General features: G+C 63.4%; 30 protein-coding genes, 1 tRNA gene and 1 pseudogene. 10 read left to right on the forward strand and 22 right to left on the reverse strand.

Translation table 11 applies throughout. The features are described 5' to 3' along the window. Nucleotides 1-244 precede the first annotated feature (244 nt). Both IEV99_RS05170 and IEV99_RS05175 read left to right on the forward strand, forming a co-directional pair. The gene (locus tag IEV99_RS05170; protein ID WP_188516621.1) at nt 245-445 is read left to right on the forward strand and encodes a hypothetical protein; all 201 of its coding nucleotides are present in this window, start codon (nt 245-247) and stop codon (nt 443-445) included. A 21-nt stretch (nt 446-466) separates the two neighbouring features. Beyond that, the gene (locus IEV99_RS05175; protein WP_188516622.1) at nt 467-793 is read left to right on the forward strand and encodes a hypothetical protein; all 327 of its coding nucleotides are present in this window, start codon (nt 467-469) and stop codon (nt 791-793) included. Between the two features lie 169 nt (nt 794-962). On the opposite strand, the gene IEV99_RS05180 is transcribed toward IEV99_RS05175, so the two are convergent. From IEV99_RS05180 to IEV99_RS05190, 3 genes are all read right to left on the reverse strand, one after another. Continuing rightward, nucleotides 963-1,361, reverse strand: coding sequence for a hypothetical protein (locus IEV99_RS05180; protein ID WP_188516623.1), 399 nt, complete (start codon nt 1,359-1,361; stop codon nt 963-965). Next, nucleotides 1,316-1,666: an SAM-dependent methyltransferase gene (locus IEV99_RS05185; protein ID WP_188516624.1), complete on the reverse strand. Its 351-nt coding sequence runs from the start codon at nt 1,664-1,666 to the stop codon at nt 1,316-1,318. The genes IEV99_RS05180 and IEV99_RS05185 overlap by 46 nt, the downstream gene beginning before the upstream one ends. A gap of 457 nt (nt 1,667-2,123) precedes the next feature. Beyond that, a complete protein-coding gene (locus IEV99_RS05190; protein ID WP_188516625.1) occupies nt 2,124-3,575 on the reverse strand; it encodes a putative bifunctional diguanylate cyclase/phosphodiesterase in 1,452 nt (483 codons plus the stop codon). 304 nt (nt 3,576-3,879) lie between these two features. On the opposite strand from IEV99_RS05190, the gene IEV99_RS05195 reads away from it, so the two are divergent. After that, nucleotides 3,880-5,100: a DUF3095 family protein gene (locus IEV99_RS05195; protein ID WP_188516626.1), complete on the forward strand. Its 1,221-nt coding sequence runs from the start codon at nt 3,880-3,882 to the stop codon at nt 5,098-5,100. 51 nt (nt 5,101-5,151) lie between these two features. On the opposite strand, the gene IEV99_RS05200 is transcribed toward IEV99_RS05195, so the two are convergent. From IEV99_RS05200 to IEV99_RS05220, 5 genes are all read right to left on the reverse strand, one after another. Further along, on the reverse strand, nt 5,152-5,304 hold the full coding sequence (locus tag IEV99_RS05200; RefSeq protein ID WP_188516627.1) for a hypothetical protein: 153 nt from the start codon (nt 5,302-5,304) through the stop codon (nt 5,152-5,154). A gap of 109 nt (nt 5,305-5,413) precedes the next feature. Beyond that, nucleotides 5,414-5,731 carry a hypothetical protein gene (locus tag IEV99_RS05205; RefSeq protein WP_188516628.1) on the reverse strand — a complete coding sequence of 106 codons (318 nt, stop codon included), beginning with the start codon at nt 5,729-5,731 and terminating at the stop codon, nt 5,414-5,416. 9 nt (nt 5,732-5,740) lie between these two features. After that, entirely contained in the window at nt 5,741-5,968 is a 228-nt protein-coding gene (locus IEV99_RS05210) for a hypothetical protein (RefSeq protein WP_188516629.1), read from the reverse strand. Continuing rightward, nucleotides 5,965-6,159 (reverse strand): hypothetical protein, encoded by a 195-nt coding sequence (locus tag IEV99_RS05215; RefSeq protein WP_210318622.1) that lies wholly within the window; start codon nt 6,157-6,159, stop codon nt 5,965-5,967. The genes IEV99_RS05210 and IEV99_RS05215 overlap by 4 nt, the downstream gene beginning before the upstream one ends. A 467-nt stretch (nt 6,160-6,626) precedes the next feature. Further along, nucleotides 6,627-7,094, reverse strand: coding sequence for a MarR family winged helix-turn-helix transcriptional regulator (locus IEV99_RS05220; protein ID WP_188516631.1), 468 nt, complete (start codon nt 7,092-7,094; stop codon nt 6,627-6,629). Nucleotides 7,095-7,169: 75 nt separating this feature from the next. Between IEV99_RS05220 and IEV99_RS05225 the strand changes: the two genes are divergently transcribed. The 3 genes and pseudogenes from IEV99_RS05225 to IEV99_RS23650 all read left to right on the forward strand — a co-directional run bounded on the left by IEV99_RS05225 (nt 7,170) and on the right by IEV99_RS23650 (nt 8,415). Further along, a complete protein-coding gene (locus IEV99_RS05225; protein WP_188516632.1) occupies nt 7,170-7,646 on the forward strand; it encodes a BA14K family protein in 477 nt (158 codons plus the stop codon). A gap of 22 nt (nt 7,647-7,668) precedes the next feature. Next, nucleotides 7,669-8,145: pseudogene (gene mscL, locus IEV99_RS05230) on the forward strand (large conductance mechanosensitive channel protein MscL); the annotation flags it as partial. Nucleotides 8,146-8,178: 33 nt separating this feature from the next. After that, nucleotides 8,179-8,415, forward strand: a complete 237-nt coding sequence (locus IEV99_RS23650; RefSeq protein WP_194483064.1) for a hypothetical protein — start codon at nt 8,179-8,181, stop codon at nt 8,413-8,415. Here the strand turns inward: IEV99_RS23650 and IEV99_RS05235 are convergent. Further along, the gene (locus IEV99_RS05235) at nt 8,392-9,357 is read right to left on the reverse strand and encodes a class I SAM-dependent methyltransferase (protein ID WP_188516633.1); all 966 of its coding nucleotides are present in this window, start codon (nt 9,355-9,357) and stop codon (nt 8,392-8,394) included. The genes IEV99_RS23650 and IEV99_RS05235 overlap by 24 nt on opposite strands. A 432-nt stretch (nt 9,358-9,789) precedes the next feature. Further along, nucleotides 9,790-10,329 carry a hypothetical protein gene (locus IEV99_RS05240; protein WP_188516634.1) on the reverse strand — a complete coding sequence of 180 codons (540 nt, stop codon included), beginning with the start codon at nt 10,327-10,329 and terminating at the stop codon, nt 9,790-9,792. A 313-nt stretch (nt 10,330-10,642) separates the two neighbouring features. Here IEV99_RS05240 and IEV99_RS05245 point away from each other — a divergent pair, with 313 nt between their 5' ends. Then, nucleotides 10,643-11,305, forward strand: a complete 663-nt coding sequence (locus IEV99_RS05245; protein ID WP_188516635.1) for a recombinase family protein — start codon at nt 10,643-10,645, stop codon at nt 11,303-11,305. Between the two features lie 712 nt (nt 11,306-12,017). On the opposite strand, the gene IEV99_RS05250 is transcribed toward IEV99_RS05245, so the two are convergent. From IEV99_RS05250 to IEV99_RS05260, 3 genes are all read right to left on the reverse strand, one after another. Next, a complete protein-coding gene (locus tag IEV99_RS05250) occupies nt 12,018-15,833 on the reverse strand; it encodes a DUF7146 domain-containing protein (protein ID WP_188516636.1) in 3,816 nt (1,271 codons plus the stop codon). Nucleotides 15,834-15,893: 60 nt separating this feature from the next. Next, a complete protein-coding gene (locus IEV99_RS05255; RefSeq protein WP_188516637.1) occupies nt 15,894-16,121 on the reverse strand; it encodes a hypothetical protein in 228 nt (75 codons plus the stop codon). A gap of 211 nt (nt 16,122-16,332) precedes the next feature. Then, nucleotides 16,333-16,533 carry an excisionase family DNA-binding protein gene (locus IEV99_RS05260; protein WP_188516638.1) on the reverse strand — a complete coding sequence of 67 codons (201 nt, stop codon included), beginning with the start codon at nt 16,531-16,533 and terminating at the stop codon, nt 16,333-16,335. A 186-nt stretch (nt 16,534-16,719) separates the two neighbouring features. Here IEV99_RS05260 and IEV99_RS05265 point away from each other — a divergent pair, with 186 nt between their 5' ends. Further along, nucleotides 16,720-17,211: a TraY domain-containing protein gene (locus IEV99_RS05265; RefSeq protein WP_188516639.1), complete on the forward strand. Its 492-nt coding sequence runs from the start codon at nt 16,720-16,722 to the stop codon at nt 17,209-17,211. A gap of 135 nt (nt 17,212-17,346) precedes the next feature. Here the strand turns inward: IEV99_RS05265 and IEV99_RS05270 are convergent, their stop codons facing one another. From IEV99_RS05270 to IEV99_RS05290, 5 genes are all read right to left on the reverse strand, one after another. Next, complete coding sequence (locus tag IEV99_RS05270; RefSeq protein ID WP_188516640.1) at nt 17,347-17,967, reverse strand: hypothetical protein; 621 nt, start codon at nt 17,965-17,967, stop codon at nt 17,347-17,349. 517 nt (nt 17,968-18,484) lie between these two features. Then, the gene (locus IEV99_RS05275) at nt 18,485-18,958 is read right to left on the reverse strand and encodes a hypothetical protein (protein WP_194483065.1); all 474 of its coding nucleotides are present in this window, start codon (nt 18,956-18,958) and stop codon (nt 18,485-18,487) included. Between the two features lie 318 nt (nt 18,959-19,276). Beyond that, nucleotides 19,277-19,582, reverse strand: coding sequence for a hypothetical protein (locus IEV99_RS05280; protein ID WP_188516642.1), 306 nt, complete (start codon nt 19,580-19,582; stop codon nt 19,277-19,279). Between the two features lie 59 nt (nt 19,583-19,641). Then, on the reverse strand, nt 19,642-20,223 hold the full coding sequence (locus tag IEV99_RS05285) for a hypothetical protein (RefSeq protein ID WP_188516643.1): 582 nt from the start codon (nt 20,221-20,223) through the stop codon (nt 19,642-19,644). Continuing rightward, nucleotides 20,216-20,491, reverse strand: coding sequence for a hypothetical protein (locus IEV99_RS05290; protein ID WP_188516644.1), 276 nt, complete (start codon nt 20,489-20,491; stop codon nt 20,216-20,218). The genes IEV99_RS05285 and IEV99_RS05290 overlap by 8 nt, the downstream gene beginning before the upstream one ends. Nucleotides 20,492-20,710: 219 nt before the next feature. Between IEV99_RS05290 and IEV99_RS05300 the strand changes: the two genes are divergently transcribed. Next, nucleotides 20,711-21,361, forward strand: coding sequence for a class I SAM-dependent methyltransferase (locus IEV99_RS05300; RefSeq protein WP_188516646.1), 651 nt, complete (start codon nt 20,711-20,713; stop codon nt 21,359-21,361). 78 nt (nt 21,362-21,439) lie between these two features. Here IEV99_RS05300 and IEV99_RS05305 read toward each other — a convergent pair. Next, nucleotides 21,440-21,516: transfer RNA gene (locus IEV99_RS05305), tRNA-Pro, on the reverse strand. A gap of 91 nt (nt 21,517-21,607) precedes the next feature. Continuing rightward, the gene (locus tag IEV99_RS23850) at nt 21,608-21,742 is read right to left on the reverse strand and encodes a hypothetical protein (protein ID WP_280514631.1); all 135 of its coding nucleotides are present in this window, start codon (nt 21,740-21,742) and stop codon (nt 21,608-21,610) included. A 305-nt stretch (nt 21,743-22,047) separates the two neighbouring features. On the opposite strand from IEV99_RS23850, the gene IEV99_RS05310 reads away from it, so the two are divergent. Then, entirely contained in the window at nt 22,048-22,287 is a 240-nt protein-coding gene (locus IEV99_RS05310; protein WP_188516647.1) for a DUF1289 domain-containing protein, read from the forward strand. 11 nt (nt 22,288-22,298) lie between these two features. On the opposite strand, the gene IEV99_RS05315 is transcribed toward IEV99_RS05310, so the two are convergent. Then, complete coding sequence (locus IEV99_RS05315) at nt 22,299-23,648, reverse strand: sigma-54-dependent transcriptional regulator (RefSeq protein ID WP_188516648.1); 1,350 nt, start codon at nt 23,646-23,648, stop codon at nt 22,299-22,301. Next, on the reverse strand, nt 23,645-25,468 hold the full coding sequence (locus tag IEV99_RS05320; RefSeq protein ID WP_188516649.1) for a sensor histidine kinase: 1,824 nt from the start codon (nt 25,466-25,468) through the stop codon (nt 23,645-23,647). The genes IEV99_RS05315 and IEV99_RS05320 overlap by 4 nt, the downstream gene beginning before the upstream one ends. Between the last annotated feature and the right edge of the window lie 246 nt (nt 25,469-25,714).

The raw sequence follows: 25,714 nt of genomic DNA on the forward strand, positions 1-25,714 counted from the left end.
GATGGACGCGGCCAGCGACGGCGCGGTTTGCTGAAGCGATGGGCGCTGGTTAGGTCGAACCTGACGAAAGAGCCCGCCTGGGGGTCAACCAGGCGGGCTCACTTACGCACAGGCTACACGTGTTCGCTTCCTGCAAGAGAAGGATGGACATTCGGAGTTAATGTTTGACTACATCAATGTGGCGAGCGAAGCGGACTGCCCTCGCCACCTCAGATGGGCTCTCACGTAGGCGATCAGGCGAGCAATGGATGAAGACGCCGAACGTACCCGGATTTCAAAGCTGGCGGCCGAACTGGTCGCCAAGTTCGGGGAACTCGGCACAGAAACCCTGAGCACGGAAGTCGCGAAATTCCTCGCGCGTCACCCTGATATAGACGCTGACGTGTTTATGGACATCGCAATTGATTTATACCTGGAGCGACGCAGGCCGCGCCGCCTGCATTAGACCGGATGCGCTTTTTCAAGCATGCAGAAAGACCTTCTTCGGTCCGTCGTGCTGCATCGCTACTGGGAGAACGACATGGTTCGGCGAAACCTGCGGGATGTCTACGACGGCAAAGCCCCCGATGGGTCGCGTTATGTGGACGTCACGTTTAGCCGAAGCGCTTGCAACACCATGGTTCTTGCCTGGGTTCATTCCACTGCGTGGACAGATGATCAAATCGTGCTTGATATACACCCAGCAGAACTGATCAGCGCAATCTCATCGGGCGCCGCCGCAAGGCTGCTCAAAGCGGCCGGCGCTTCAGGTGTCACCTTTCGTTACCCACAGCTCAGCGCGGATCGTGGCTAACGTTCAAACTTCAACGACGGGCCGCCGCTTCCCGCCACCATGGCCTGCGCCTCGCATTCCTTGGCGGGTTCCTCGTGTCCTATGCTGCCGGCTGCAGGCTGATTCACTACTACGCTGACTTTGAGGGCCGCAGTCAATGGGCCAGATGGACAATGAGGCGGCTGGCTGCTCACCATGCCTGAAACAGCTTATCAAGCATGCGCCCCGCGATCCTACGAACGCCTGGGAAAAGAGGCTTCGCCGGCTTCGTCGCTGCATGCTTCTCAAGCCTGCTAAGAACTCCGGCTTTCTTCTCGCGCCAGTTTTCCACGGGCAGCATGGGAGCAACCTCCGGCCCGGCCGCGAACACAGCCACTAGATCGTGCTGGCCGGCCGACGAAAACGGCCCCGACTTGACCGAGAGAGTCGCGAGGCCGCTTCGCCCAGCGAGGGCCGGCAGCGTCTTTCGGGTGAAATAGTAGGTGTGCACAACCTTGAAGACACGCGACGCGTTGTCGGTACGCACGATCGGCTGGATGGCATCTAAATACGGGACCAGCACCACGAGGCGGCCGTCGGGGGCCAGCATCGCGCGCAACGTGCGCAGCAGGGCGGCCCGTCTAGCACGTGCTCCAGCGTGGCAATCAGGAACACGAGGCCGTAGCGGTCCCCGGCGCTGATGCGCTCGTTGACGTCCTCCTCAAGAACGGTGAGTCCGTAGTGTTCCCGGGCGAAGCGCGCCGCCTCGGCGGACAACTCGACGCCGACCACCTGCCCGCGATGGCGCTTGCGGAGCTCCGACAGCATTTCGCCATAGCCGCAGCCGACGTTAATCACATTCATGTCCGGCCGGAATGCGACGTGAGGGGCGATCTCGTCAAGCACGCGGCGCATCACGCCCTCGTTCTTGGCCGCGATGGCGGCGAGCTGCCCGCCGTACAAAACCGCTGCGTTCGCTCAACGCCTTGACTCCTGGGCCATTCGAGGAAAGTTCCGGAAGTGAACCGAGGTGCAGGGATTTGCAGTTCTCTGCGTAACCACCCCGGCAGGATATCTCACATAGGACGCGGCGAGGCGCATCGCCGCGGGGGTTGCTCGGCTGCTTGCTCTGCTCGTCCGCAACAGTCTCGTGGCGATGTCGAGAGCGCCGCATCCGGGCCTCAATCAAATGGGCTCGCCCCTACTCTTCCGGGGGCTCAATCAAGCACAGCGCCCATCTTGTCAGGAGTCTATTCGCTAAGCCATGTTGGTTGGCTCTGCCAATGAGAGACTGTCAGCAATCTCCGAGGTAGGCCGGCATCAATCATGACGCCGCTTTAAGCATGGCTGCGTGATAGATACGAATAGCTCCTCAGGTCCTCGCACTGCGCCAATCATCGAACGTCTTGGCTTCCAAGGGTCGGCTTATGTGGAAGCCCTGACCCTCCTCGCAGTCCCAGGAGGCGAGAAGGTCGTAAGTTGCCTGGTCTTCGATTCCCTCGGCCACCACCCGGTAATCGAGATTGTGGGCCATGCCGATAATTGAGCGCACCAGCTCACGGTGCCTGTCAGGCAAGCCAGGGGGCTGGAGGAAGGAACGGTCGATTTTCAGCACCTGGGCAGGCACCTTGGCCAGGTTGGATATGTTGCTGTAGCCCGTGCCGAAGTCGTCGATCGCAAGGCCGACGCCGATCTGTCGGATTCCGGCGAGGCTCGCCGCTGTAGCCTCGTCATCGCCCGTTATGGCGTGCTCAGTCACCTCGAGTTCGAGGCGGTCTGCGGGGACGCCGTGGTACTCCAGGAGATCTGTAATATGGCTTACAAAGCTTTTGGCGCGCAGGTTTATCGCAGACACGTTGACCGAGAGCGCCAAGGGGCGGCTCTGAAACTCCCACGCAGCCGACTGCCTTAAGCTGGCTCCGAGCACCCATTCAGTGAGCGGCTCAATGAGCGAGGTTGCCTCTGCTAGTGGAATGAACTCCGCCGGCGAGATTGCGCCCAACAGTGGATGTTGCCAACGAAGCAGCACCTCAGCGCAGTGGCAATGCCCGTCCCTCATATCGATCCGTGGCTGGAAGCGGATCGAAAGCTGGTCTTGGGCGACGAGCGCAGCTCCTAGGTCTCTGACGAGATGGAAAGAACGCTGGTGCGCCTCGTCCGACACTCGGTCATAGCGTGCCCAGCCAGCAGCCCGGGATCGGCTGTCCTGCGCCGCGGCAAGGGCAGTGCGCAGCATGACCGAGGGTGCCGGAGGGTCATGGCCAAACTCGACAAAGCCGATCCCAACCCGGGTGGAGATGTGAAGACCCTCGCACACGAGAGGCTGGGCGAAGACAGCCGCCAGTTCGCGAGCGATGGTCTCGGTTGCTTGTCCGCCCTCCGTCAGAAACGCGAAGCTAAGCACGCTCACATGGTACAGAACAGCTTCGGGGCCAAGGAAACGGGAGAGTTCGGCGGCCCCAGCCCGGACGAATTCTTCTCCAAAGCCTTGACCCAGTGCACGCAAGATTGCGTTGAACTGATTAGCCTCAGTGAGGGACACTAGGACAAGTGCCTTGCCTGGAAAGCCACGTCCGCGCTCGGTATCGCGGGAGAACCGTGATCGATTCGGAAGCAGCGTGATGTGATCAGTCGATCCAAGCGCTTCCAGAGCATCGGAATAACGCTGTGCGATGATTGCAAGATCGCTTGTAGCCTCAAGATCTCCCGAGCAAAAACGGCCTAGGCGAGCGATCGCGTTCGGCGTTTCGTTCGACCCATATGGGTAAGAATTCTCTGATACGCGACGGTGAATTTCGCCGAAAGACGCTTCGTTAGCGGTCATCGTACGTCCTGACCTCGAGGCCTTTCGCATCCTCATCAGCGCTGATTTACAAACAGCTATCGTTTGCTGCGGCAAATCGCCTCAGAAAATGTGCTTGCGCAAATGTTATCTCGCCTGGCTATCCGCGGGTCTCCGTCTATCACGCCGATTGGATCAGGCCGTCGACCGGACCCGCTTTGCCCGGCAGACGGGAAGCGTCGGATATCGTTGAGCCAATCGATCTTGGCCAGACAGCTGTTAGTGATCTCATTGAGAAGCCCTAACGTATTTCTCGGCAATGAGGTCGGCATATTATGGCGGAGAAATGCAGGTCTTCAACCAAGGACGGGCCCCTCGGTCCGACAGCTTCTTCGCCGCTCTGCCACGCCTGAGGTCGAGCCGGGACACGTTTGACCTGAGTCTCTATCGGTCAGCTCCAGACTGTTGGTATCTAGCAATTACCGACGTGCAGGGCTCAACCGCAGCAATCGAGCAAGGGCGGCACCGGACAGTGAACTACATCGCCGCGGCCGGGATCGCGGCACTGCGGAATCTATGCCACGACTGTGAGATACCGATCTTATTTGCTGGCGACGGCTGCGCCGTAATGGTTCCGGCCAATTACGGTGACGCCAGTCGTCTTGCGCTGGCTCGTCTGCGCCAGCTAGCCCGGGAGGAGTTCAATCTTAATTTGCGCGTCGGACTAGCTCGCGTGAGCGAGCTTAGGGAATGGGGCGCGGACGTCTTAGTTGGCAGGTACGAGCCAACGATAGGTAACGCTTTTGGCGTCTTTGCGGGCGGAGGTGTGGCGGCCCTCGAAGCCGCACTGAAAAAAGAAGCGCCGTCACCGCTGAAGGCTAAGGCGCATATACCCTCATCGCTTGAAGATGGGGCCTTACCTGACCTGACCGGATTGAGCTGCCAGTGGCAGGAACTCAAGTCGCTGAACGGCCGCATGCTCACCCTTATTCTGGAGGGTCGAGACATGTCGCTCGCCTACTCGGCCGTTCAAAGGTTAGCAGGCTCAAAGGGCCTTACCGCGGCGACGCCGGCTAACCTACGACCGCGCTGGCCAGCCGCAGGTGTCTGGCTCGAAGCGCGGGCCACCCATGGCCGGAAGCCAGCCAGCCTCATCGCGGCGCGTCTTTTCGTGCGTGCGATGGCCGCCTACATCGTCCTGCGGACTGGCTGGCGTGTGAAGGGCTTTGATAGGCGGCGCTACATCGCCGAAATCGCCAGCAACACTGACTTCTGCAAGTTTGATCAACAACTTAGTCTCGTGATCGACTGTGACAGCGCAGCCGAGGTCGCCATACTAGCCGAGCTGGTCAGCATCGCGAAAGGAGGAGACCTTCATTTTGGCTTTCACCTATCGCCGACCGCGCTGATGACGTGTTTCGTGACATCGGTAGAAGACAGCAATCATGTCCACTTCATCGACGGAGGGGACGGCGGCTACACCAGGGCAGCAGGGCTGATGAGGCAAGACCCCAACGTTGAAAGCCCAACTGCACTGCCCACTGGTGGTAGCAATAGCACGAGCTGAATGCTGCCTATCGCGCCGCCTGCATCCACCTGCAAAAGCAGGACGTGACGCTTATGCGCGGCGGGCCTCATAGCCCTCGAAAAGCTCCTTGAGAAGCTGCTCCCTGACATTTTTTTGCGACTGATAGGAGAGTCCCTCGGCGGGCGGGTCGAACCAGGTCGCCTTCACGGCCTCTTTCCAGCCCGGGCTTTCGGTCCGCTCCATCTCGGCGCATCCTGCGTAAAGCTCCGCCTACAGTTGGTCGTCGCTCATCCGCTCCGGCACCATTCCCCGACCCACGCGCTGGGCAGTTTCGATCTTCCGCAACCGGCTCTCAAATACGCGCATCAGTCGCTTTCCTCGGTTTCACGCCACGCCTGGTAATCCGCCAGGATGCTGTCGAACACGTCGGAGTTCTTGTGATGTCCGGCTTGCCTGCTTTGGCCAGGCCCTCAAGCCACCAAGCCCTCGCCGCCTCTTTCCAAGCTGCCCCGTTCTCCTGCTCAACCGCCTGCAGCATCGGGAAAAATTGGCCGTAAGCCCGTTCGGTCTCGGCGGCGAGCTCCTCGTCTGTCATCTGCTCGATACGGCAGCCGAAGCGCTTGGGCTGCGGGGCTTCAAGCCTCCGTAGACACCCTTCAATCATGCGCATGAGGGCCCCTCAATCGTCAGCTCTGAACGCCGCCTCGATCGCGGCGCGCTGCTGCTCGACCGTCACGTGGCGAGAGCCGCCCAGAGGCCCCACAGAGGCGAGGATGCCGTCGGCATTGCGGTAGCTCGCCAGAGAGGCCGACACAGCAGCGTCCCGCGTCGCCTTCGGCACGATCGCCACATAGGACGCCTGGCGAGCCTCCAGGCGCTGCAGGCGCACCATTACTTCCCGCTTCATCGACGGCCTCCCATGCCCATGTCCTCCAGCCGCACGAGCCGGTCCTGAATCTCGGTCACCTCGATCGCGTGCACGTGCGCGATCGACGGCTTGGCGGTGAGGATGATCCTGGTCGCGGCCTCGACGCTTGCCGCGGTTTGGATATCCACCACGCCAGCTTCTCGCAGGTAGTTGGACACGACGAGCTGCACCGCGCGGCTATCGTCAACGATCAGCACCGAACCAGAAAACATTAGTTAGCCCTGCGTTACTCCGCAGTCGCACGAGGGCTGTGAAGGGCCCGTTAGCGCGCGTGCTTGCTCGAGCACCTATCCCGAAAGGAGCAAGTAACATCCCGGATGGGGTTCGCCCGACTTCGCTGTGCGCATTGAGCTGGCCCACCTGCTGGCATTGCCGGTCGATGGGGTCGCCTTCGTTGACGCCCACGACGAGCACGGGCCGGACCTGTTTCGGCATGCCTGCGCGCTCGGCTTGGAGGGCATTGTTTGCAAACGGAAGGACAGTCCATATCGGTCGGGGATCTCGCCAGCTTGGTTGAAGGCGAAGTGTCCAGATTACTCGCGGCTCTGAAGCCGGAAGCGGATCTGGATCACGTTCCGAGAGCATTGCGGTCAACCGGACGCCTGACGCAGGAGCGCTCTGCCCCCGCAGAGCGCGGTCACCGGTTCGGCGCAGAAGTCCGAAGCCGATCATCCAACTCTGTCACGAGCGCCTTCAGCTTATGAATCTCGGGCTCTGTTTTTTCGAGCGAACACACAATGGCGCGCCGGGCAGCCACGGCGTGGATGCGAGCGTCCCGGCCCAGCGACGTCAGGGAAACGCGAACTACCCGTTCGTCATTTTTGTCCCGGTTGCGACTAATGAAGCCCTGAGTCTCAAGGCGCTTCAGAAGGGGGGTCAGGGTGCCAGAATCGAGGTTCAGCTTGCCCCCGATCTCTCCAACGCTGGACCCATCCGCTTCCCAAAGCACCAACAGCACCAGGTATTGCGGATAAGTGACGCCAATCTGGTCCAGCAGGGGCTTGTAGGCGGCCGTGAAGGCGTGCGCGGCTGAATAAACGGCGAAGCACAGCTGATTTTCCAGCAGCAGCTCCGGAGTGTCTTGGTCTTTGTGAGCATGTGGCATATGGGCAATCTAGCACTTATTATGTTGCGCGCAATTTAATTGCGCACTATGGAAAGGCGCCGCAGAGGACCCGTCATGCTTGCTCGCTTTCTCCTGACCCCCGCAATTCTGGCCGCCATGGTTGTGGGTGGCATCCAACTGCTCGACGCCAAGACGCCCAAGGCCGCCGCTCCCGAGCGCAAGGTCGCCAGCCTCGAGGCCATCCCATCGGGCGGGGCTGCCCAATCGCCGGTCCGCTCGGGCCCGCGTGACGTGTTGGCTCAGCCAACAGCGAGCCGTAGCCCCGACCAGGCTGCCCCCGCAACGCTCTCCCAGCCCCAGGTCAATGCGACCGCCATACAGACCACAGCGCCAGCCCCGACGACGGTATCCGTGGTTCCGGTATCCTTGCCCGACAAGACGACGCCTGCTCGCAAGCCGGGCGCCGTGGCGGGGGCTGCTGGCTGCACCGGCTACAAGTCATACAGTGCCGCCACCCAGACCTATCGCTCTTTTGACGGCGCAGTGAAGCCTTGCCGGGAAGTGCCGGCGCGCTCGGTTGCGCTAAACTGAAGGCCGGCCGGATGCTCGACGATTCAAGAAGTTCGCGCTGCGCGGCAACGTCGTGGATCTCGCGGTCGCCGTCGTTATTGGCGCCGCCTTTGGCTCCATCGTGACGTCGCTCGTGGCCGACATCATCATGCCCATCATTGGGGCGATCACCGGCGGGCTCGACTTTTCCAGCTATTACCCGCCCGTTTCTGCAAAGGTGCAGTCCGGCCTGGCGTATACCGATGCCAAGAAGCAGGGCGCGGTGCTGGGATATGGGCAGTTTCTGACGGTTGCGGTGAGCTTCGCCATTGTGGCGGCTGTGCTGTTCAGCATCGTCCGAGCCATGAACAAGCTGAAACGTCAGGAGGACGCCAAGGTCGACGTGCCGAAGTCGCCGGAGATCCCGGCTGACCTCAAGCTGCTGGCTGAGATCCGTGACCAGATGACCGCCCTGACCCAAGCCCTGACACGTCTGGCCAGCACGGGCGCTGAGCCGTCGGCGCGAAGAGCTGTCGGCTGATCTACTGCTATGCGTAAGGGCCGCAGCTCCGTCATGGGCCAGATGGATGCCGCCACGGCCGAGCGGGTCGCCCAACTGCCTGCAGCGCTGAAAGGCGAGGGGGCCGACCTGGGCGACATCCCGGCCTGCTCGTGGACCGTGGAGGGCAGCGACGGCATGTTCCGGGTCAACTCATCGGGTCTGCGCTCGCCGGCGCGCCTACTACGCCGGCGCGCGGGGATCTGCCGTGGGACCCCAGAACGGCGCTTACGCCTGAAATATGCGATGTAAAACCCGCTTTGCGATATTGCGAAGGCCCGGGAAGAGGGCCTGAGCGGGCTTGATCGCTGAGTGTTTATCAAGCCTGGAAAGAACTTCGGCCTTTTTCTCGCGCCAGTCCTCCACGGGCAACTCAGGTGCGATCTCCGGGCCAGCTTGGAAAACTGCCACAAGGTCGTGCTGTCCCGCCGAAGAAAACGATCCCGACTTCACCGACAATGTCTGGAGACCGCAGCTGCCCGCCAGCGCCGGCAAACTTTTCCGGGTGAAATAGTAGGTGTGCACCACCTTGAAAACGCGCGAGGCGTTGTCTGTGCGGACGATAGGCTGGATGGCGTCTAAATCTGGGACTAGCACCACCAGTCTCCCGCCCGGCGCCAGCATGGCACGGAGCGTGCGCAAGAGCGCTGCGCCGTCTAGCACATGCTCCAGGGTGGCAATCAGGAAAACGATGTCATAGCGATCGCCGGCGTTGATACGCTCGTTGATGTCCTCCTCCAGCACCGTGAGGCCGTAATGCTCGCGGGCGAACCGGGCCGCTTCGGCGGACAACTCGACGCCAACCACTTCTCCGCCATAGCGTTTGCGGAACTCCGACAGGAGCTCGCCATAGCCGCAGCCGACGTCGATAACCTTCATGTCCGGCCGGAACGCGACATGGGACGCGATATCGTCCAGGACGCGGCGCATCACGCCTTCGTTCTTGGCCACGATGGCGGCGAGCTGTCCGCCGGACATTTCCTCGTAGTAGTCGGCCGCATAATATTGGTTGTAGCCGGCCTGATCGAGACGCGGCGACAGGAAGGTGAATCCGCAAGCCTCGCAGCACGCCACCCGGCAAGTGGGCGACCCCGGCCAGTGCGGCTTCTTCACCGGCGTGGTGATTAGCTCCTGATGCCGGTCCGGCGCAGACCCGCAGAGGTTGCAGGTTACGGGCTGCTCGATCTGGTTCACTGTTGCCTCCGGCGAACGACCCACGGGTCAGCGGCTTCGTAGCGCAATTGCCGACGCTGTTGGAAGGGGAGGGGGTCGACCTGGGCGACATCCCCGCTGGGCAGTGGACCGTGCAGGACAGCGACAGCATGAACTCGCCAGGCTACGCGCTGGCCTGCGTTTACTACGCCGATCGTCGGGCCGGGGATCTCACCTGGGACGAAGCCCGACGGATCTCGGCGGGGATTGCCCGGCTCCCATTAACGCTGCGGCCCTCTACGATACAGCCGAGTTAACGCCGTCGCCGCCTGAATGCCGGGTCGCGTACTCGCTGCCACCGCAGAGCCCTTTAGGGGGTCAGCCGTTCGGCCGATTCCGCCCGGCTTCGTTCACGCTTCAGGCTAATGGTAAATCTGCGCTATCTCAGTTCGTCGAGGCCAGGCGAACAGCTGTTCACCGATTGGCTGCCGTGCCCTCGTAGGCTGAGAACGCCCTGGTGATTGCGTCATGAAGCTTGTGCACCCAGTCGTTTGCGCTCTGGAGACGACACTCGGCTTCCGCTATCCGGCCATCTGCCTCCTTGATGCGGACCTCGGCTTCCGCGACCTGCTGCTCAAGGTCGCGTACTTTGGCCCGGGCGCGCGTCAACTCCTCAGTCAGGGCAGCAACTCCTGCCGCAGCTTCACTCTCAATTGCGCGGATCCGTCGGTCCGAGCGCTCCAGTAGGGTAGACGCGCGTCCAACAAGGCTCAGTGCACGGTCCAAGTCGCGCTGGTGAGTTGCGTGGCCGCCGGGCTTGTTGCCGCGCTGCGTCTCATCTCCGAACCCGCTCTGCCGCGAGCGTTCGGCCAGGGCGAGGATGCTCGCAAATTCGCTGAATGCATGTTCGCCCTGCTCGGCCAGATCTGAGTGAGCGAGTAACGTATCTAAATCCAGCGGATCTCTGCGCATTATGGTCACCGGTGCAAAAGCTAATGAACTGTAGCTTTTCATGGTTAATGCCGGGTTAAATCCAAGCGCGCTGCGAGTCCGCAAATGCTGACAAGAATAAGGCCCCGTGGCTGACGTGGCCTGAGTTGCCTTTGGAGGGGCGCTCCAATGTCAAGGTCGTTTGTCATTGCATATGAGGGGCAGCAAGGCTGTGACCTAGCGCACACACGCTTGTCTCTGGATTCTGCTGCTGCCCGCCAGACGGGCCGTTAATGTGTTTCAAGGCCATATTCTGTAAGCGTGCTAAAGGGGCTTTACAAACGCTTTGGGACTATGCGAACGTAAGTGCACGCTTACAGCCTTACAGGGGTTCGCTATGGCCGTTTACGCCTACACCCGGGTCAGCACCGATCGCCAAGCCAACGAAGGCGAGAGCTTGGACGTGCAGCAGCGGACCATCACCGGCTACGCCATGATGCACGGCCTGGCTGTTGAGCGCGTGTTTGTGGAGCGCGGTGTTTCCGGCTCGAAGCCCCTCGGCGAGCGCCCCGCCGGTGCTGATCTGCTCAAGGTTCTCCAGACCGGAGACGTGATCATTACGGCCAAGCTCGATCGCATGTTCCGCTCGGCCAGCGACGCCCTTTCCAATCTGGAGGACCTGAAGCGCCGGGGCGTCCACCTGCACATGATCGACCTGGGCGGCGATGTGACCGCCAACGGCATCGCCAAGCTGGTGTTCACGATCCTCAGCGCCGTAGCCGAGGCGGAGCGCGATCGTATCCGCGAGCGGGTCGCGACGGTGAAGGCTGATCAGCGCGCCCGCCGGCGCTACCTGGGCGGCTCGGTCCCGTTCGGCTACCGAGTCTCGGAAGATGGTGCTCTAGTCGAGCACGAGGCCGAACAGCAGGCCATCCGTGAGATGCGGGAGGCGAGGGCGGCTGGACGGTCTCTCCGGGCAATCGCCGCGCAGATCGAGGCCCGCGGAATTTCGATCAGCCATGTAGGCGTGAAGCAAGCGCTCTCTGCGGCTGCGCGTTGAAACTGGGCTGAATTGGGATGTGCTGATGTTCGGTCTTACAAAGCAGTACGATGTCTATACTGGAGTCGAATCTACAAAAAATGAAATGCTCATTTTTATTTGCGAGCATTCAGATCAGTCTCGGCTTTTAGTTCATGGCCTTTGTCATGAGCACGGATTAATCGTGAGCGAAATACAGCGAGGAATCCCTTTCGTCGATTACTCTAGCGGTCCACTTACAAAAGGTGAAACTGACCTATTATGCTGGATGCTGGGCTCCGATGGTCCCTGCGGACACAAGAGCCATTTCTTCCGGCTCAGCCCTGAGAGGAAGGAGCATCCCCATTTCGCCGATTTTGGAGAGAAGCTCCGTCAATTAATCTCTCGTCGTCTTCGACGAAATGACTTGCTCAGATGGCGTTGGTAGGTAGGTCGTCGTCCCCGACCATACGCTGCCAAACAATGCTTTTATGGTGTTATTTTAACATTCTGATGATGGAATTTCACAAGTGCGATCGCGGGATGTTCGTGCTTATTGCGGCCCCTCCGGGCTTGGCGCTCGGCCTCGCGCGCCGCATAGCGGGGTGAGGCAGAAACCACCCGTGGTCGGGGCGCAGCGCGGGGCGATCTCCGGCCCTCGGGTCGCTCCGGACCAGGTCGGCTGCGCTTGGCTGTTTAACGGCTGTATTTTCAGCCATGGGCATCGGCGGCCGGCATCGCTCTTCGTGCATCATCATCCCCAATTCGCAGCGGGCTTGAGTGGCTGACTGGCTTCCTCATCCCACAGGTCGGCCAGCTCCAAGATGCGGCTGGGCAGACCGTAGAAGGGGGCGGGGCGCGGGATTGGTGCCTGGGCCGCCGGTGGCGCAAAGCTGACCGGGATCGCGACTACGGCCGGCTCCAGATCGGGCGGCCACGCGATCGACTCCGCCGGCTTGGACGAAGGTTCAAACGAGAGGACCGTATCGGCGCGGCTTTTATTCGCCGGAGCATTGTTCCCCTGTGGGACAATGCCAGCCTGAGGCGAGTGCCCGGCTTGCTGTTCTTGCTGCTGTTCTGAGCGCGCTACGGTGGCGCGAGTCGTCGCTTTGCCGGGCCGGATCTCCGCCGGCTTGAGCCCAACGCTGGCGAGCTTGGCACGGGCCGCAGCCTCGTCGCCGGCGGCCACGCCCTGAAGACATATCTCGGCTCGGTAGCGGTCTTGGGGGGTCGCTCTAACCGTCCACTCTGACCATTGATCAGAAATGCTCTCAGACGGAGATTCTCCCATAGAGATACTTCTATGGGCGTTTCTCCGTCTGAGAGCTGTCTGCCATCGGCGGTCCACGTCAGGCCGATCGCGAAAAAATCCGCGCCAGGCGTCCGCCTTGCCCCCAAGCGCCGCAGCCCAAAAGGCCCACTTGCCGCGACCCTCGGCCGGCAGCACACCCTTGAAGATCAGGTCATCAACCGGCGTCGCCTCGGCGAAAAGGTCGGCCGTCCGGACAAGCTCATCCACCTGCAGGGGGAGGGGAACGCTGGTCCCGACGATCACGAGGAGAGGCGTCTCTGCAGAGCGGCGCACGGCGCGGGCGCGGCCGACGGCCTGGATTAACTCTGCCTCGGTTGTCTGCCAACGGAAGCGTTCGGCCAGCTCGTCGGGATGCCGGTCAGCTTCGGCCACACGGGCTGTACCGTCCGATAACAGGTAGGCGCTGGGCTGCTTCTCGAACCACTTGCCCTTGCCGACGCTCGGTCCCCACGAACCCCGATGCACGGCCGCCATGCGCTCATATTCCAGCGGTCCTGCCTGCGGGCGGGACCACACAACGAGGCAGCGAACAGCCCGGAAACCGTCATAGCCCCGGATCGCGCCGAAGTGCGCCAGCTTGCAAGGTGGCCGGCCGTTCCAGTGATCGATCAGCCACGCCTCCGCCGCTTGGGGGACGATCGCGGCAACGTCGCCGTGCTCTCTCACGAGCCCGTCCAGCATGCGCGCGAGCCGCTGAAGGTTGTTCTCGGCCGTGCGGTCCTGCTTGGTCGCATCCTCGGCCGTGGCGTCGCCCTGGGGCGTCCAACCGCGATACCCGTTGGTCTGGTCGTAGGTCTGATGGATCTCCGCCGCCGCCGGCGAGGCCACTTTCACGTCAGCCGCGACAGTGAGGCGAGGAAGCCAAGGCTTCAGCAATTCCGGGTCGCCGGTGCCGTCCAGCACCAGGACGGGGGCATTGCGATATGCTTCGTCCAGGTCCTCTTTCCACCCGAGAATGAAAGCCGGTTCGTCGCCTCCCTCGGCCTCAATCTGTCCAACCTCTAGCGCCGCATCGTCGTTGCCGGCATTGTCCTCGAGCGCTTGGGCGACACAGAATGCCAGCTTCGCGATAGCGAACAGCGGACGGTTCCATTTCACGATGTCGGCAAGCGCTTTGTGGAGGGCCGGCCCGGTCAGGTCAGAAGCGTTCGGCACGTCGCGCGCGAGCGAGAACACGGCCAACCGAAATTCCCGGAAATCGTGGGCCGTCATTCCCAGGCCGCGCAGCTCTCCAAGGCTGATCCGGACGCGGCTCTTATCCTGGGCGACACGCTTCAGCAGCTCCGCCAGTCGGCCGAGGCGCTCGTTCTGGTGCTCAAGCGTTTGCCAATCGACGGGGCGCTTGGCGTCTTCAGAATTGCGCAGGGGCCTTTGGAGCGTCGCCAGGCCGAGCTTATCGGGCTTCTCCGATAGGCCGCCCATCAGATCGGCCGGGCGGGTCTCATCGACCACGACGGCGTCAAAGGGGTCTACCGAAACCACTTCCCCTTGCCAGTCGGTCGCCTTCCGCCGGATCTTTCCGGGCGGGGCCTGCGTCAGCGCCGAAGGACCGGCAAGCACCACGATCGGGCTGCCTGCGTCGCCCTGCGTTTTGTAGGCGCACGGGCTCTCGCCTGAATTGGATTTGGGATGGAAGGGGCAGTAACCCCGCGCGTTCGAGCCGCAAAGGTGGTCGATCTTGCCGCCGGCCGCCTTCACCTCGTGGAAGTCCGCCACGCGGCGGCACATGGTGACAGAGGGGTCTTTCGGGTCCGGCCGTTCCAAGCCGCGCCAGAGCTGCGCGCAGCCGGGCTGCATTGCGTTGGCGCGCCGGTGCAGGTCTTCGCCCAGCTTGTGGTCATTGACGAAGAACACCACTCGCCGAGGCACGTCCGGCCGATCTTTCGCCGAGTGCCCAGCGTGCTCGCCGTCCGTAAACGCGAGAGCCCCGCGCAGTGCCGTTTCCGTTTTTCCGGCCCCGAGGTCAACACGCATCAACTGTTGCCGGCCCCGGTGCTCAGAGCGCCGCCAAGCGGGCATCTCGTCCGCCTCCAGCTTGAACCGTAGCCGCGCCGCGCTATCCCCCTCCACACCCCGCCAGAAAGCCTCCATCGGTCCTGCGAGCGCGGCTGACGCCTGATCGGCCCTCATCGTAGGAGCCTGCCACCAATCTGGAACGGGCGTTTCCGCCGGACCGCTGCGGGGCTGCGTTTCCTCGGCCGAGGCTATGGCATCCGTAATCCGAGCCCGAACGGATTCACTACCCTCAAGCTGGGCTAGGTCATTGAAATCCTTCGCGCCGTCAGGGGCAGAGGCCCAAGGCCAAGCCTCAACGATTCGGCAGCCCTCCGACCGCCATTCCTCAATCCGAGCCTCAATCTTCAGGCGCGACGGAGCGCCAGGACGATCATGCTCCCGCAGCACTACAAAGGGCCGGCCTGCGTCGGGCTGCAGCCCACTGATGCCGCCTAGGGCGATGCGGGTTTCAAGGCCGGTTGCCGCCCAGGCCGTCAGCCCGGTTTCCGGCCCCTCAGCGGCCAGTATCTCGCCTTCTGCGCCGAGGCCCGGAAGGATGACGGCGCGGCCGGCTATGACGCCGTGCGAGCGCTTGGACACGCCGGTAGCGTCGGGCCGCTTCTGCGCGTCGCGGGTGAGATAGATCGACTGAACCGCGCAGGTTTGGCCCGCCTCATCGAACACGGCCAGGATGAGCGCTTGCGTGATGGGATCGAAGCGGGCCGCGTCGGGCCAACCTTGGGCAGGAGCCGCGACGGCCCGCGTCCGGAGAAGATACGTCTCAGCCACGGTGCCGGCAATCGGCTGGGCTCGCTGCCAGCGCCGCTGCGCCTCGGCGATGCGTGCGGCCTTGTCGGCGGCCAGCTCGGCCTCCCGCGCCTCGCGGCGAGCTTCGCGCTCGGCCTGGCGCTTCGCAGCCCCAGCAGCCCACGCCGCGCGCTGTTCGGGTGTCTCCTGGTCCGGCTCAGGCATGCCCAGCCAGCGACGCGCCCAAGCCAATGCTTCGGGGAAGCTGCCGGACGTGACGCGCATCTGAATAAGGCCGAGTAGGTCCTTCCCTTGGCCGCCTTCCTTGTCGTGCCAGAAGCCGGCCTTGGGGCCGCTCAGGACCAGCGCGAACGAGCCCTTCCGGTACCAGCGAAGATCGCGGCCAGGGCGGGACAAAGCGCGGTTTGGCTGCTCGCCGAGGATGTCGCAGACGAGCGCCTCGGCGCTGGCCAGGAGAGCGTCGCGGACGTCGTCCAGGTCGCGGGAGCTACGCAACGCGCACCGCCTTCCGAGAGGCGGGGCAACCCCAGCTCTGAAAGGTGATGCGCGCGCAGATCACTCCACGAACTCCGCGCCGTAAGCCTGCGCCAGGTGGAGGCCGAAACGGACGGCGCGGCCGTGATCATGGAAGCGCCAGGCGACCGAGCTGTCAGACCATTTGCTCTCGTGGATCACGAGCCAGTCGCCAGCCCGGTAGGGGCACTCGCAGAGATAGACTTCGCCCTTGGGGTCGACGGGCTTTGGCCGCTGACGAGGAAAGCGGATAATCTCGGCGGCGCTCATCGTGCCACCCTCCCAAACGCGAGTTCGGCGACGGCTCGAGCATGCGCAGCGGAAACCCCAACGCGAGCGAGCAGCCAAGAGGCTTGCAGGTCTGCAAGTTGGCTGGACTTTTCAGAGGAGCTCTCGTATTTACTGGGGTAGCGATCCGCCAAGATCCTTCTACCCGGAGCCGGCCCGTCCCCCAGACGGCCGGCTTCGTCCGTTTTGGGCATTAGGCCGCGACCTCCCACCCAAGCAGGCGGCGCGCCTCTGCGGCGGGGATGCGGATCGTCCGCCCGACGCGGACTGATCGAATTTCACCCTTTTTGATCGCGTCATAAAGGTGGTTGCGGGAGGTCTCCGTAGCCTTCGCGATGCAAGTCACCTTGACCGGAAGGTCTGCTTCGACGCGCTGGCGCAAATCGGTATCCATTGCCGTCTCCGTATTATGAAGCGCCCGTGCGAGCACTTACTGGAGAACTAACGCTGGAATGCCCGATCCGCAAGAATTACGATGCGCTTATCCGTCATAAAACGACGCGGAGGACGTTATAGCGCTGGCGATGCGCTTAAGTGCGTGCTATGTGGTGCATGATTGGCAGTTTGGGATGAGAGCGCGATGGGTCGGCCGAAAAAATCGGATGAGGAAGCCAAACGAGCGCCGCTTGGATTCAGGACTACAAGGGAGCTTCGCGCGAAACTGGAGGAGGCCGCCGACGCCTCTGGACGTTCTCTGGCCCAGGAGATGGAAATCCGGCTGGAGCGCTCGTTCGACTTCGTTCAAATTGTCGACCGGGCGATTAAAACGACGATCGCAGCAACATCCGCGATGGTCGAAGAGAAACGGCTATCTGCAGTGGGTGGGAGCCATAATGCTCAGCTCGGCGAGCTGATCGCCTACATTGCGTTCTTAGTTGAAGCCGAACGCGAGAAGCGCTGGACCGAAGATCAGGATACTCGGCATGCCGTCGAATCTCGGCTGCTCTCGATGATCCCGAGGCTGCTCCGCAATCCTGTTATGGGTGAGAAGGAGCCGAGTGGCCCATTGCTGTCTGATTTGGCCAAGACAGCTGAAGCTGTGGCCAAGGGTCTACGCGCGAAGGCGGAATGAGAGTTCTTGCCTATTGCCACAACTCTCTGCCAACGCGGCGGAATCGGATTTTAACCCCCTCGCGCGTGCGCCCGCGCGTATTGGTCCCGAAACTCCTGATATCTGTCAGGCGGACCGCCTGTTTCGCCTCTGTTCTCAGGGCGACCTCTCGCTGAAACTGTCCAGCAAGCGCCGGGCCGCCGGGATCAGATCCCCACTGTCTGGGAAGTTGGTGATTGAGTAATTCATCTTCACCAGCAGAGAGCGATGGCTGAAGTACAAGCTACATCCCGGGTTAGGTACTTCACTCACGCAATGAGCATAGCCGGAGGCCATTGCTCTGAAGCTGTGTTTAGAACCACTGAACCACGGGGGCGTAGAATACGATCCATCAGGCGCTGCTTCGGCCCGATAAACGTTCGCGGCAGAGATCATCAGGGCCTGAAGATCGCGGGTGCGCGGGGCGGGTGTTAGCAAGATATTGATTATCGGATAGTACCCAAATCGGGATACAGCCTCAGGGATTGGGCGCAGAAGGAAGACCAGTGCGTCGTCGGGTAAGGGTGCCAGAGTCGGGCCAAACGCAAAGAAAAAGAAGGCAGGTTTCTCGCCTTGCGTCGGCTTCCCCTCGACATAAGCCGCAGGAATGAGCAGCGTTTCTTCGGCTATGCGCAATTCCAGGCTTTCGCCCACAGATGCCGACGAGTGATGCAGGCTGATCCGAGCTACGAGCGCCAGCGCGATTACAGGCGGCAGAAAATACCAGCGAAAGGTCATGCTCACTCATCCCTAGGGCATGGGCCACCTCTGAGGATAGCCGCAAAGGTATTCGCGTGACACGAACCCCCGAGGGGGATTGCCATGATGGCAACCCCTTGCCGACGTGGCCCACCCTGAAGGTATGGTCATGATGGCCATACCTCGATCCTCCCCCGCTGGGGGAACACCGCCCTGAACACTAAACCATCACTATTTGCTGTTGGCCGGGGTGTCCCGCGCGCCCACGCGTACTACTGCGAAAACGGCAACATGCCCTCTAAATCCCACTATTTTAGTGGTGGATCAGCGGGAGCCCGCCACGCTGTTTCCACGCTGTATTATCAGCGTCGGCCTCGCGGGCGCGCGCGTACTGGTCGCGAAACTCGGCAGGCCCTTTTTAGGGCATGACAAAACTCCCCCGCCCACTGTTCTCAGCGCGGATCGCGTCCCTGTTTTCTCGCTGTTAAAACAGTGGAGCGGCGGCTTTTTAGGGTGTTGCAAAACCCGCGCGCCACCATCATCGCCGTTGGACAGGTCAACGATTGCCGATCCGAATGCCGCAACGCACTATCCATTCGCGCGGCAGCACGTTGGCTCCGACGTCAGGCTTCAAAACGTAGAACGCCATCTTGCGATAGCTCCAGGCGTACGGCGTGCAGCCCTTAAGCGCCGCCGTGTGCAGAAAGAATTGGAAATCGCTAGGCGCTTCGCGGATGGAGCGGAAGAACGAGTGCTCCTCAACCTCATCCGCCCCGAAAGCCTGAACGGCGCGGTGCCTGATCCAATCCGCGTAGACGCCTACAATCGCCGTGGGTAGCAGAATGGCCAGGCATATGAGGATGGGGACCCTGAACGGGCTATTGACCGGCCCCATAAACCGGACCGTGAAGCTCAAAGCCACGAGGCACAGAGGAGGGATCAACTGCCACAAAGGAGCGCCAAGACGATCATGCCACAACAGAGCGAGCATGATTGGATGGACCGGGCTGCCGAACAGAAGCGTCGTCACTCCGACGTAAGTGAGAACGGCGTATAAGAACCCCATCGACATCCCATAGCAGGCCATTGCAGCGGCGAGTTTAGCTGCAAGCCTTACCCCGGCCATTAAAGCCGGTTGCTGCCACGCGCCAAGGGCCGAGACCTTCTCGTTCTGGTCACGTATGCACGTGAGAGCATTCCCCTATCGGAGCCTATTTTAGGCTCGGCCCGGATGGGAGCCCGTCTGTTTTGGTCCTGTATTTACAGACAGCCGGTCTCCGTATTTGTCCCGTAATTACGGGGAGCGCTCCGCTGCAATTAGCCTATCAGCAGCGCTGTCCGAGTTTGATTATTTGAACAGGTTCCTCATAGCCGAGCAGGCACCCCGATCGCTTTTTAGAAAAGCGCCCAGTTTGTCGACATGAGTCATCACTAATGCCTTATCGGCAGGGTTGTCTAAATTGATACCAGCAGCCTTCGCCATCAGGCTTTCCCTGACGATGACATCGCTGCTTACTGGGCCCGTTACCTGATCGCAGACCGCGCCATAGGCTAAAAGCGCCGCGAAATTATAAGCTGCATTGTCCCTGGTATCGGCGCGGGCTTGAGAGGCCACCGCAACAGTAAGCAACACTAACGAGATGACTTTTTTCAAGGCGGATTCCTTTCCAACGTCCTTGTTACACAGGTCGAAAAACAGCGCGGTACGAATTGTTATTTTTCGCAGATAGCGCTGCCTGTGGCCATAAGGCTGCTGTTCAGCAGCGCGCCGGCTGTCATCTCCACTGCCCTCCGCTCTGCCTGAATGAACGCCGCCCACAGCCGATCGTAGGTTCGCGCGTGCATGCCCTTGGGGCGGGGAGGGAAGGGCTCTACGAGGTTGCCGGAGCCTCCCACCCGCGCGCGGGCTTTCCTGGCCCTCCTAAGGCCCCTATCGCGCTCCGTCTCACGTTGGGAAGGGTAGGCAAGCCCCCTGCACTTTCTGCAGGCCAGTGGGAAGCCGTAGAGGACCGCGGCGCGCCTGCCGCACTCGTCGCGCCGAAACCAGCGCCGCTCGCCGCCCAGAGGCTGCTCTGTCCGCTCTAGGTGCACCCAATCGCATCGCTCGCCGATCCTGATGCGCAGGGCCGCCGGCTTGGCCTCTATCTGAGCCTCCGCGATCACGCGGCAATTGACGGTCTGGCAAAGCCGCCGCACAGCGCCGCGCTCCAGAAAGCCATTCCGGCCAAGCCAGCGAATATCCAGCTCGAATACGCTGGTGGTCTTCGGCCGTCCGCCACCTTCGGGCCTAGGCATGCCGGCTCTCCTGGATCAGCTCGATCACGCGGGACGCGATCGGCCCCCACGTCGCGAGATCCTGCGCAACCTGCGTTTCGCTCACTCCGTCCCGCCGCTGATAGTGCGCCAGGAAGGTAGGCCAGACGGCCTCGGCAGTGGTCGCGAAGGGAATGCGAGCATGCTGGCAGAAGCTCACCAGGTCGCGTGCATCATTCCCGGCCGCGAGTTCGTCGAATAAGCCGCGCAGTCTGTCCTCAGCCGCTCGGCGAATGCTCATCTTCGGCATTTTCGCTCCCATTTCCGAAATCATGTGGCAAAACCGAAAACGATCATCCCAACGAACACCATCGCGGCGAACGCAGCGAATTCGCGTTTTGCACGCGCAGTAATCGCATCAGCCGACCAGTCGATACAACGCCGCGGATTTCTGACAGTATAGCCATGCATTCCGGTTGCTCCATCCCAGAATTCAGCACAATCTTGGCGGATATGGGGGGAGTCGGACGTGAACCAATCGTTGTACGCTCACAAGCGCGAAGGCTATTTCACCGGCGAGCGCCGGGACTTCATCGATCCACTGCCGGGTGCCGGCCTGCGCATTCTTGAAATAGGCTGTGGCGACGGCGCAAACGCTGCCTATGCGCGCAAATCAGGCAAGGTCGCCTTCTACGCCGGCGTGGAGCCTTTCGAAGACGCCGCGCGCGTCGCAGAGCCCCACATGGACGCCCTGCACATCGGCGACGTTGAAAAGCTCGATCTCACCACGCTTGGGCGCGACTTCGACGTGGTGATCATGAGCGAGGTGCTGGAGCACCTGGTTGACCCGTGGGCGGTGCTGCGCGGCGTGCGCCAGGTCGTGACGCCAGACGCCACGATCCTGGCCAGCTCTCCCTGCGTCTGCCACTACAGCACCGTGCTGATGCTCCTGCGGGGCCGTTGGGATCTCACCGACTCCGGCCGCATGGACCGCACGCACCTGCGCTGGTTCACGCCCACCAGCTACGCCCGCATGTTCGAGGATTGCGGGTTTCGGGTGGAGTCCGTGGAGCGCATGAACGGGCTCACGCGCAAGCACCGGCTGGCCATGAGGGTTTTGCCTGAGCGGTATCATCACCTGTTCACCGGGCAGATAAGGCTCCGCGCGCGGCCAGCGTAAGAGCCAGTTATTGGCACAAGTTTTGGCCCAAACGACAAGGGCCACCCTAGCGGATGGCCCCAAGTCTTTGAGGAATAATGGTCGGAGCGATAGGATTCGAACCTACGACCCCCTCGTCCCGAACGAGGTGCGCTACCAGACTGCGCTACGCTCCGACACTGTCGACTGGCGACGCGGCGTTATAGGCAGCGGTGGGGAGCGGCGCAACCCCTAAAACGGGGCGACGGTCCCGACCTGCCCGGAAGCTCAGTCGCAGCAGGCGGCGTCCTGGGCGGCGTCGTCGCTTCCGAGGCCGCGCATCCAGGCGACCATGCGGCCGAGCGTCCCGAAAACCACTTCGTCGATCAGTTCGAGAACGGTTTCGAAGATGGCGTCGATCATCATGATTCTCCCGCGAAAAACCTGTCAGCGAATGCATCTCCAATAGGCCGGAGCGACGGCGGCACTTTCAGGGCAGACCTGCGGCGAAGCGGTGCGATCGCGCACATCCGAGGCATTCTGGACAGACACGGTTAACCAACCCTTTCCGCCGCCACGCCCAAGCCGCGGGGGTGGGCGCCTGGGAGAGGGCTGAGCCGGCGGGCGGATTTGTGGCGCCCCGGTCCGCAGAATCCACGACGGGAAAGCGCCGGACTGTTCTCAGCGGACAGGGCAGGTAGCATCGTGGCCGCACCCGAGGCCGCCCCATGCCCGTCCCGTCCCCCTGCATCAAAGTTTGCGCGCTGGACCCCGCCACTGGATGGTGCGTCGGCTGCGGCCGCAGCGCGCGCGAGATCGCAGGTTGGTCGCGCCTGGACGAGGACGACCAGCTCGCGGTCCTCGAGACGCTGCCGTCCCGTCGCGCCAGTCTGGCGAACATTGCGCCGCCGCCGATGGATTGCGCGACCTGCGGCGCCTGCTCGGGCCGCAGCGCGGCCGCCGCCTAGCTGAGGGGCGTTCAAGCGCTCCGGAACGCGGCCGGATCGATGCCGTGGCGGTTAAGCTTGTCGTAGAGCGTCTTGCGGGCGGTCCCTAATTCCTCCGCCGTCGCCCGGACGTCCCCCTTGTGACGCGCGAGCGCGTCGCGAATCAACGCGGCCTCGAAGCCGTCCACCTGGTCCGCCAGGCTCGCGCCGGCGGCGTCGGCCACGCCAGGTGTCCCGGCCAGTTCCGGCTCCAGCCCCAGCAGGGCGCGTTCGGCCGAATGGGCGAGCTCGCGGACATTGCCGGGCCAGTCGCGTCGGCTGAGCCGGTCCCGCATCTCGGCCGTGAAAACTGGCGCCGGGCGGCGGAACCGCTCGGCCGCCGAGGCGATGAAATGCGCAAACAGCAGCGGAATGTCGTCACGCCGCTCGCGCAGGGGCGGCAGCCGCAGCATCACGACGTTGAGGCGGTAAAAGAGATCCGCCCGGAACGCCCCGCGGGCGGCGGCTTCGGCCAGGTCGATCTTGGTGGCCGCGACCACTCGCAGGTCCACGGGGCGAACCTCGTTGCCGCCGAGCGGCTCGACGCTGCGTTCCTGCAGCACGCGCAGCAGCTTCACCTGCAGGGAGAGCGGCATGCTCTCGATTTCATCCAGAAACAGCGTGCCGCCGTCGGCATGCTCGATCTTGCCGATGCGGCGCTTCTGCGCGCCCGTGAAGGCGCCGGCCTCATGGCCAAATAGTTCGCTCTCGATCACGCTTTCGGGCAGCGCGCCGCAGTTCAGCGCCACGAAGGGGCGGGTCCGACGTCGGCTCCAGCGATGCAGCGCGACGGCCGCGACCTCCTTGCCGGTCCCGGTCTCGCCCTCGATCAGCACGTCGACGTCCGTGTCCGCGATGTCGTGCAGGGTGCGACGGATGCGCTGCATCGCGGGAGTCTCGCCGATCAGCACGACATCGCCCCGCCGTGCGTCCTCGAGTTCGGCCTGGAGGCGGCGGTTTTCCAGCACCAACGCGCGCTTCTCGAGAGCGCGGCCAACGCTGGAGATCAGCCGGTCGGCCGGATATGGCTTCGCCAGGAAGTCATAGGCGCCCTCCCGCATGGCCTGCACGGCCATCGGGATGTCGCCGTGCCCGGTGATCAGCAGCACGGGCAGGTCCGGATCGGCCTTACGCAGGCTGCGGAAAAACGTGATGCCGTCGATCACCGGCATGCGCACGTCGGTGACGACCACGCCGGCGAAATCCGGCCCGAGCGCCCGCAAGGCGTCCTGCGCGGACGCAAAGGCCTGAACGTCGAAGCCGGCGAGTTCCAGGCTCTGCGCGTTGGCGGCGCGCAGCTCCGCGTCGTCGTCCACAAAGGCGACGCTGCGAGGCCCGCTCACGCGTCGCTTCCCCTATCAAGCGGCAGCGTCACCGTGAAGGTTGCGCCGGAGGCGTCGCTCGCCGCCACGATGTCCCCGCCGAAATCGCGAACGATGTCGCGGCAGATGGCCAGTCCGAGCCCGAGGCCTTCCGGCTTGGTGGTCGCGAAGGCGGTGAACAGGTTCGCCATGGTGGATGGATCGATGCCGGGGCCGTTGTCCGAGACCACGAGGCTAGCATGTCCGTTTGCGGCGCGCAGGCGGATGGCGACATGTGGCGCGGCGACGTCCCGGGTGGCGTCCAGCGCGTTCTGCAGCAGGTTGACGATCACCTGCTCGACCCGCACGAGTTCGCCGCGCACCAGCACGTCCTCGGCCGGCAGGTCGGCGTCGACCGCGACGCCCTGGGCGAGCAGGCGGTGGTTCAGGAGCATCAGCGAGCCCTCGATGGCGGCCTGCGCCGACACCGGCCCGATCGCCCCCGACGCCTTGCGGCCGAACGCCTTCAGTTCGGAGGTGATGCGGGCGATGCGGGTGGTGAGCCCTCCGATTTTTACGAGGTTCTCGCGCGCGTCCGGCGCGCGGTCGCGGTCCAGCATCACGGCCCCATTGTCCGCATAGGCCCGGATGGCGGCGAGCGGCTGGTTGACCTCGTGCGCCACGCTGGCGGCGAGCTGGCCCAGCGTCGCCAGCTTGTTGGCCTGCACGAGCTGGTCGCCAAGGGTGCGAGCGGCGGTTTCGGCGCGCTGGCGCTCCTCCATCTCGGCTTCGAGGCGGCTCTTGGCGTCGGTGAGTTCGCGGGTGCGCAGCGCCACCTGGGTCTCGAGCTCGGCCCGGGCTTCCTCCTGCCGCCGGGCGCGCTCCAGCCGGCGCTGCCGCACCAGCAGGCCGAAACCCGCCGCAAAGGCGGCCGCCAGGGTGCCAAGCCCCGCAATGGCTTGCGCCTGCCGCTCGGCGCGGTCCACCACAGGCCGCAACGGCGTCAGCGTGTGCAGGGACCAGTCGGTCGTCGGCACGGGCTGCATCAGGTGCAGGGCAGGGCCGCCCGGCGTGGCCGCCGAGGCGTCCGTCTCCACGAGCGCGCCGTCCGCGGCTTCGGGCGGGCGGAACGGCAGGGGCTCCAGGTCCGACGCCGCGACCTGGAACTCCTCGCGCACCTGCTGGCGGCGTTCGGGCGCCAGCGCGCGGGCGGTGCGGAAGCGCCACTCGGGCCGGTCAGTCACCACAACCACGCCTTGCGCGTCCGTCGCGTAAGTGCGGTCCCCGCCGGTGCGCCAGTCGGCCTCGATGGCGTCGAATTCAAGCTTCACCACCACGATCCCAGCGGGCCCGGCCGCGTCCTCGGCCCGGCCGGAGAGGTAGTAGCCAGGCCGGCCGCTCACCGTCCCGAGCGCGAATTGCTCAAACGCTCCGCGCGCCATCGCCTCCTGGAAGTAGCGCCGGAACGCGTAGTTCTGGCCAACGAAGCTGGTCGGCTCGCGCCAATTGCTGGCCGCCAGCGTGCGCCCGTTCGCGTCCAGTGCGTAGATCACGGCCGCGCGCGCGGCGTGGCTCAGCTCTTCCAGCCGGCGGTTGATCGGCTCGGCCGCCCCCGGCCCCGCGCGGCCGCGCAGCAGGGCGAGCAGTTCGGCGTCCTGCGCCAGCACGGCGGGCAGCGCGCGTTGCTTCTCCAACTCGCTGCGGAGCGCCGAGAGGTGCAGCGCCATGGCGTTGCTGGCCGAGCGGCGCAGTTCGGCGATCGCGGCGGCGCGGCCGAGGCGGCCGCCTTCCCAGACCGCTGCCACGAAGGCCAGCAGGGCGAGCGCCGCCAAGGCCGCCCAGGCGGCGCGGCGGCGGTCCATGGATGAGCGTCGAGCGGCCTGCATGCCGGGCAACGGTTGAACTCCCAAGCAGCCGACCAATGGCCGAAGCTGCAGCAAGTGGCCCATCGTAGCGCCGGGCGCACGCAAAATCCCGCGAAGCGCGCTTGAGTGCGGATTTCCGCACTGGTTCGGCGGCCGAGTCACCGAATTCGCCCCGCGCGGGCCTGCGGGGCGCATCCCGTGCCAAGAATTCGGCAACGATTCCAACGTCGCCCGGCGAACAGG

It is taken from the genome of Alsobacter metallidurans (genome assembly GCF_014636935.1).
Taxonomy (GTDB): domain Bacteria; phylum Pseudomonadota; class Alphaproteobacteria; order Rhizobiales; family Beijerinckiaceae; genus Alsobacter; species Alsobacter metallidurans.

Bases quoted from the DNA above. Each gene is read 5' to 3' on its own strand.
- IEV99_RS23850 (WP_280514631.1), bottom strand. From the start codon at position 21,742: ATGATCGACGCCATCTTCGAAACCGTTCTCGAACTGATCGACGAAGTG.
- IEV99_RS05190 (WP_188516625.1), bottom strand. From the start codon at position 3,575: ATGACCGCTAACGAAGCGTCTTTCGGCGAAATTCACCGTCGCGTATCA.
- IEV99_RS05310 (WP_188516647.1), top strand. From the start codon at position 22,048: ATGCCCGTCCCGTCCCCCTGCATCAAAGTTTGCGCGCTGGACCCCGCC.
- IEV99_RS05260 (WP_188516638.1), bottom strand. From the start codon at position 16,533: ATGGATACCGATTTGCGCCAGCGCGTCGAAGCAGACCTTCCGGTCAAG.
- IEV99_RS05320 (WP_188516649.1), bottom strand. From the start codon at position 25,468: ATGGACCGCCGCCGCGCCGCCTGGGCGGCCTTGGCGGCGCTCGCCCTG.
- IEV99_RS05270 (WP_188516640.1), bottom strand. From the start codon at position 17,967: ATGACCTTTCGCTGGTATTTTCTGCCGCCTGTAATCGCGCTGGCGCTC.
- IEV99_RS05200 (WP_188516627.1), bottom strand. From the start codon at position 5,304: ATGGAGCGGACCGAAAGCCCGGGCTGGAAAGAGGCCGTGAAGGCGACC.
- IEV99_RS05240 (WP_188516634.1), bottom strand. From the start codon at position 10,329: ATGAAAAGCTACAGTTCATTAGCTTTTGCACCGGTGACCATAATGCGC.
- IEV99_RS05285 (WP_188516643.1), bottom strand. From the start codon at position 20,223: ATGCCTAGGCCCGAAGGTGGCGGACGGCCGAAGACCACCAGCGTATTC.
- IEV99_RS05265 (WP_188516639.1), top strand. From the start codon at position 16,720: ATGGGTCGGCCGAAAAAATCGGATGAGGAAGCCAAACGAGCGCCGCTT.
- IEV99_RS05170 (WP_188516621.1), top strand. From the start codon at position 245: ATGGATGAAGACGCCGAACGTACCCGGATTTCAAAGCTGGCGGCCGAA.
- IEV99_RS05225 (WP_188516632.1), top strand. From the start codon at position 7,170: ATGCTTGCTCGCTTTCTCCTGACCCCCGCAATTCTGGCCGCCATGGTT.
- IEV99_RS05220 (WP_188516631.1), bottom strand. From the start codon at position 7,094: ATGCCACATGCTCACAAAGACCAAGACACTCCGGAGCTGCTGCTGGAA.
- IEV99_RS05255 (WP_188516637.1), bottom strand. From the start codon at position 16,121: ATGAGCGCCGCCGAGATTATCCGCTTTCCTCGTCAGCGGCCAAAGCCC.
- IEV99_RS23650 (WP_194483064.1), top strand. From the start codon at position 8,179: ATGGGCCAGATGGATGCCGCCACGGCCGAGCGGGTCGCCCAACTGCCT.
- IEV99_RS05195 (WP_188516626.1), top strand. From the start codon at position 3,880: ATGCAGGTCTTCAACCAAGGACGGGCCCCTCGGTCCGACAGCTTCTTC.
- IEV99_RS05210 (WP_188516629.1), bottom strand. From the start codon at position 5,968: ATGAAGCGGGAAGTAATGGTGCGCCTGCAGCGCCTGGAGGCTCGCCAG.
- IEV99_RS05175 (WP_188516622.1), top strand. From the start codon at position 467: ATGCAGAAAGACCTTCTTCGGTCCGTCGTGCTGCATCGCTACTGGGAG.
- IEV99_RS05185 (WP_188516624.1), bottom strand. From the start codon at position 1,666: ATGCGCCGCGTGCTTGACGAGATCGCCCCTCACGTCGCATTCCGGCCG.
- IEV99_RS05245 (WP_188516635.1), top strand. From the start codon at position 10,643: ATGGCCGTTTACGCCTACACCCGGGTCAGCACCGATCGCCAAGCCAAC.
- IEV99_RS05290 (WP_188516644.1), bottom strand. From the start codon at position 20,491: ATGCCGAAGATGAGCATTCGCCGAGCGGCTGAGGACAGACTGCGCGGC.
- IEV99_RS05205 (WP_188516628.1), bottom strand. From the start codon at position 5,731: ATGCGCATGATTGAAGGGTGTCTACGGAGGCTTGAAGCCCCGCAGCCC.
- IEV99_RS05180 (WP_188516623.1), bottom strand. From the start codon at position 1,361: ATGCTGGCCCCCGACGGCCGCCTCGTGGTGCTGGTCCCGTATTTAGAT.